The organism is Verrucomicrobiota bacterium (assembly GCA_037139415.1).
In the GTDB taxonomy this organism is placed as follows: Bacteria; Verrucomicrobiota; Verrucomicrobiia; order Limisphaerales; family Fontisphaeraceae; genus JBAXGN01.
Genome location: JBAXGN010000308.1, coordinates 1 through 5,263 on the forward strand (window position 1 = coordinate 1; position 5,263 = coordinate 5,263).

Here is a 5,263-nt window from a genome sequence, read left to right on the forward strand (position 1 = left end):
CGATGAAACTTCAACGGGAGGACATCCACCCCTTGCAGGACACCTGCCCTTATTTTGATTTCACAAAATCCTAGCTCGCCTTAGGCTCGGTTCATCCTTCATATTTCCGCCTTCTCTTCACGCTCCGGTAGCTCAACTAACGCTGCCTGAAAAGCTATTTCTTATCCGTCAGACTTTCTTCGAGTCCACCGGGCCGGTTGCGCTTCAACCAAATGTCCGCGAAACGCTCCTTGATCTCCATGCTCACCGCTTGCAGCGGGCCGAGGGATGCGTTGTCCCTGATTCGACAGACCCGCTCAAGAGCGTAGAGGGCCATGTCGTGTGCCAGCAGCAGTTCCTCGCGGCAGCGCAACCCTTCGCCCGTTTGCGGGGCGGCCTTCCCGATGTGTTCCCGCGCCACATCGAGGCATTGCCGCCCGGCCTCCAACTTCTGATCATTTAGCAACGACTGATAGGACGCGAGTTCCTCCGGCGGCAGGTACGAACCGAGGAACAGGAAACTGCGGTTCGGAATGGAGATACCCATGGCGTCATCCAATCCCTCAAGCGCGACAGAGGCCTTGCCGAGATTTCCCGAGGAGTCGTTGAAACACAAAAGGTCGAGGCTGTCCGCCAGCGCCGGCTCATCGGCGCGGGGATTCCATGAGGCATTCGCGGCGAGCAGCAAACCCGGCAAGGCGGTCGCCCACGTCTGGGGATGACCGTTGTCGCCCCAATGCGTATGCAGGAACCCCGTGGCTCCGTGGCGCACAGCGGCCTGGGAGGCGGCGCGGATGTTGGCGCGCGCCGTATGCAAACGCCCGGTAAAACTGTTCCAGGTGGAATCTCCTGGCGCAATATAGAACGGCTTACCCGTCGCCGCTATCAGCGCGCATTGTTCGTCGAATGGGTGGTCAGCCTCGTATCCCCAGATGACCGGGCGCGCATTGTCCGGGGCGAGAGGAACCAGTTCTGGAGAGTGCAGCAGGCCATCCGCCCAGTAAAGCGCCTCACGCCCGTGCGCGGTGGCAAGCGCCACAAGTTTCGACAGATGATCGAGGTAGAGACGGCCCTTCCCCATGGTTTCCGCCAGCGGCCGGCTCCAGCCCGTCCCCAGTTCCCAAGGCTCGTCGCCGCCGATGTTGAACTTGAGGCTCGTGAAGTTGGGCAGCAGCTCGTCAAACAATCCGCCGACAAAGTCGATCGATGCCTGGTCGGGCCGGAGCGTCGTGCCCCAGGGGCGGCGCTTGCCGTCAACCGGGTGCACAAAGCCGTCCGGGCACTCGGCAAGATGCCGGTAGTCTTTGTGGCGCAGCCATCGCTCCATGTGGCCGAAGCTGTTTTGGTTGGGAACGAGTTCAATGTGGAGTTCGCGGCAATGGGTGTCCAATGCGCGGAGTTCCTCCGCCGTCATTGGGGAAGCGTCTTTCCAGACGGTTTCATGGTCTGCATAGGCGAATGTATGCTCCATGTAGAGCTGAAACTGGTTCAGCTTCAGGGATGCCATGAGATCGGCTATTCCCATCAGTGACTCAAGCGTCGGAACTTTGCAGCGACTGATGTCCAGCATGAAGCCGCGTTCAGGCAAGGCCGGCGCGTCCTCAATTTCCAGACAGGGCATCCGTTCGCCGCACTGGCCGGCAATCTGTGCGAGTGTCTGACGCGCGTAGAATAAGCCCGCCGGCCCGCCATGCGCGATATGCACGCCATCGGGTGAAATGGACAAACGGTAAGCCTCGGCCCCCAGCATCACATCATACGCAACGGAGGGTGCCTGCTCCGGATGGATGCAAGTGCTCTCCTTAAGCCGGACAGATTTAGGCTCTGGTAACAGAATCATTTTCATTCCGTTTAAAAGCGCCACCAACGGCATAGGTAACCAATGCGCCGATCGCTATCACCCATGTCCACGCAATGGAAATCCACCCCATTTTAATGGCGGTAAGGCTTATAATCGCCGCCAACAGCCCCAACCCGATCGCCAGCATGTTTCCGGCATCATTGCCGCGCCTGCCTCTTAGACCCAGCAGGAATACCCCGAGCAGGACGCCGTACGTGACGCTGGTAACCTGAAATGCGAGCCATAGGAATGCCTCACTTTCGCGAAACAGCCATGCGATCAGCGCAAGTATGATGGCAAAAACGTAAATAAGCCAGCGAGAGATCGCCAGATGGTTGAGTTTCTCCCCCTGCCTGCCCGTCCATGGTTCGATCAAATCCCGTAAGACCGAGGAACTCAGGGCGGCCGTCGTGGAATCAATGCTGGACATCGCCGCGGCCAGCACGCCGGCGAGCAGCAGCCCGCGCAATCCCGCCGGGGCGATTGCTGTGATAAACCGCGGGAATGCATCGTCATTGCTTGAGAGATTCGTGAGCGCGGCGCCCAGCGGCGTGCAGCTTATCCCGTAGAGGCCAACCCCCACCAACAGGAAAAGCGCCGCAATCGGGATGGCGATGAACCCGCTGATGGCCATACTGCGCCGTGCGCTGGCCGCGTTTTTGGCGCTGAGCAGGCGTTGCGTGAGATCCTGATCCGTTCCCATCGCAGCCGTTGTGCTGATAAAACCGAACAAGACCGCCATCAGCAGCGTTTTCGAGTCGTTGAACCACGCGCCGATTCCCTCTCCGTCGGGTACGAGCCGGAATATTTCAAAACGCCCGCCCTCCATGCCCGCTGATACAAAAGAGTGCCATCCCAGCACCTGCACGATGTAGCAAAGCACGGCGATCCCGGCCCCCGTAAACACGATCGCCTGCACACAATCTGTCCAGATCACCGCCTTGATGCCGCCGTAACCTGTGTAGATAACGGTGAAAAGGGTGAACGCGATGATGACCCAATGCAGAGGCAACCCGAAAATAATGCTGAGTCCCTTTGCCGCGATAAGCAGCCTGACACCGGATGCCATCAGCCGGGTGACAAGGAACAGCAGAGATCCCGCGTACTGGCTGCGCCGCCCGAAACGCTTGCCGAGAAACTCGTAGATGCTCATGCAGCCCGCATTGTAAAAGGCGCCAATAAACACGGCGGCAACAAAAAACCGCGCCAGGATGGAACCGATGCCGAATTGCAGGTAGGTCATATTTTCGCCAAAGCCAATTCCCGGCACCGCGAGAAAAGTGGCCGCGCTGACTTCGGTGGCGATCAGCGACGCGAGCACCGCAAGCCATGGAACCTTTCGCCCCCCGACAAGAAAATCCGCCTCATTTTCCTCGCGGCCTCCGGCATAGAAGCCTACGCAAAGAACCGTAATCAAGTACGCGGCCACAATCATCCAGTCAACAAAAGCCATTGTGTCATCCCTCCTGCCGGATTCTCTCCAGCGTTTTCAATACAATCGGTTCGGTAGGCTGCAACGACGCCTGTACCTCAAACAGCGCGTGCGCCGCCACTGCGTAATCCGGCCTGCGTCCGCAACGCCTGTAGTGGAGTTCGCGCACATAGCGAATGGCCCGGTCGATCAGCTTGTTGTTGCTCGGCTTCACCCATGTCATGAGGTTGCCTTCGTAGCGGCCAAGACGGCCCATCATCAGCGTGGAATGCGCATTAAGCAGCACCTTCAGACAGAGATTGCGCTGAATCGCATCGGCAGGCATCGGTATCGCAGCCACAAGTTCATCAAGGACGAAACGGACGTTGCTGCTGCCGTCCTCAATCGAAAAAAGATGCGCGGCAGAGCCCCATCGCGCCTCGCGGTGCGCACGGGCATGGCTGGAAATATCGTATCCCAACAGCCAATCCTTACCGGTTATGCTGCGCGTTTCCGGCCATTCGAGCGTGCGCGGTCCCCGCCCGAGGATGGCATTCCATGCGCCGGCGCTGTCCCGTGACCCGGCAAGCATCAGGTAGCAAAGAGATTTGGGTAAGCTGGCGTCTTGCAGGTTCTCAAATGCGGCGAGGCTGAATGTCGGGGCGCGCTCGGTGGTGTCGGTAAGCACCGTCAGTCCATACTCCCGAGTGGAGTAAAGCACATGGCCCCCGTTCTGATAAATGGCGCTCTCGGCCTCCGTCAGCGGCGCCAGCTCCGCATAATTCAGTCGCTCGATCGCCGCCATCAAGCGCTTCAGCTCCTCCCCGATCATGCCGGGACAGTCACGATGCCGGATAGCGATCAACAGGGCCGCCAACTGGACTGTGGTGGCCTGCATGCGTGTGCTGCCCGCAAGCGCCATCGGCCCCACAGTTAGATTCAGCTTTCGAATGCGCGGGTCATCCAGCGTTTCACGCGAGCGGGTGGCGACACGCCTGAGTACGGCATCAGGATTGCAATAACAGAACCACGGCGCGCGGATCGAAAGCGGGATCGAAGCCCGGACCGCGCCGATGACAAACGGCGTCTCCCCGCCTTCCGTCACGCCCACGAGCATGTCTCCATCCCGGTAGCCCAGTTCCGTTAACTGTCGCGCTCCATATTCGGGGTGATCCTCAAACCCCTCAATCGAACGGATCAGTGCAACATCCCCACCCGCCATGAATCCGATTACAGATTCCCGCAACTCCGGCGGCAGCACGCCACTCCGGCAAAGCATTTCCACGGTAAGGGCAAGCCGTCCCGTGGCGCCGCATCCCGAAATAAACAGCCGTCCTCCGGCGGCAATAGTATCCGCAATGCACTGCGCAAGCTCCGTAATCCCCTCCGCCGCATCACACAAGCAAGACAGCGCCGCGAGATCTACCTCCCGCAACCGGTTGAACGCGGTGTGCAAATCCTCCTGCGCAAGGCGGGAGAGCTCCGCCGTCAGGGGATGGGGCTGCTCGGTGGGCAGGTCTCCTAGACTAAACTCGCCGGCCACCTTCAGGAATTTTTGCGCTTGTTCGATAGTATTCAGTATGGGCTCTCGCATAACACAGCTCTCCCGTGCTTGTCGAGCATCTCCCTGATCAGTCCTCCGGTACCGGAGGCCGGCAACTCTTTTCCAAATGGTTGGAAAAAATCCGCTTTCATCTTTCATCGTTCATCCTTCATAGTTCGCCCCGTCGCTCCGGTAGCTCAGCTGGACAGAGCAACGGTTTCCTAAACCGTAGGTCGCGGGTTCAAATCCCGCCCGGGGTACCATTTAACAGCTTCATTCCCAGCACTTTGCAAAAGGTGCTGTTTTTTATTTCTACCTTGCGCGGCCCGACTACGGGGGAAACTACGGGTTTGGCCGGTTGATTCGCCCTATTTGATTAAGGGCGTTTCATAGGAACGCAAAATCAACTGGAGGTAGAAAATGGGTCTGGAAATTCGGTTCTTCTCGGAAGTGCGTACCTACAGATGTCTGACGGTGGATAGATTGGGCA

The 5,263-nt window shown here is 58.8% G+C and carries 3 protein-coding genes and 1 tRNA gene; 1 reads left to right on the forward strand and 3 read right to left on the reverse strand.

What is annotated here, in order from left to right; genetic code table 11:
• Positions 1–154: 154 nt before the first annotated feature.
• From WCO56_28820 to WCO56_28830, 3 genes are read right to left on the reverse strand one after another with little or no spacing between them, the layout of a single operon-like run.
• Positions 155–1,819 carry a glycoside hydrolase family 20 zincin-like fold domain-containing protein gene (locus WCO56_28820; protein ID MEI7733604.1) on the reverse strand — a complete coding sequence of 555 codons (1,665 nt, stop codon included), beginning with the start codon at positions 1,817–1,819 and terminating at the stop codon, positions 155–157.
• Complete coding sequence (locus WCO56_28825; GenBank protein MEI7733605.1) at positions 1,797–3,272, reverse strand: sodium/solute symporter; 1,476 nt, start codon at positions 3,270–3,272, stop codon at positions 1,797–1,799. Before WCO56_28825 ends, WCO56_28820 begins: the two co-directional genes overlap by 23 nt.
• 4 nt (positions 3,273–3,276) lie before the next feature.
• A complete protein-coding gene (locus WCO56_28830; protein ID MEI7733606.1) occupies positions 3,277–4,824 on the reverse strand; it encodes a hypothetical protein in 1,548 nt (515 codons plus the stop codon).
• Between the two features lie 135 nt (positions 4,825–4,959).
• Between WCO56_28830 and WCO56_28835 the strand changes: the two genes are divergently transcribed.
• Positions 4,960–5,036 (forward strand) — tRNA-Arg (locus tag WCO56_28835).
• The last annotated feature ends 227 nt before the right edge of the window (positions 5,037–5,263 follow it).

Bases quoted from the DNA above. Each gene is read 5' to 3' on its own strand.
- WCO56_28820 (MEI7733604.1), bottom strand. From the start codon at position 1,819: ATGATTCTGTTACCAGAGCCTAAATCTGTCCGGCTTAAGGAGAGCACT.
- WCO56_28830 (MEI7733606.1), bottom strand. From the start codon at position 4,824: ATGCGAGAGCCCATACTGAATACTATCGAACAAGCGCAAAAATTCCTG.
- WCO56_28825 (MEI7733605.1), bottom strand. From the start codon at position 3,272: ATGGCTTTTGTTGACTGGATGATTGTGGCCGCGTACTTGATTACGGTT.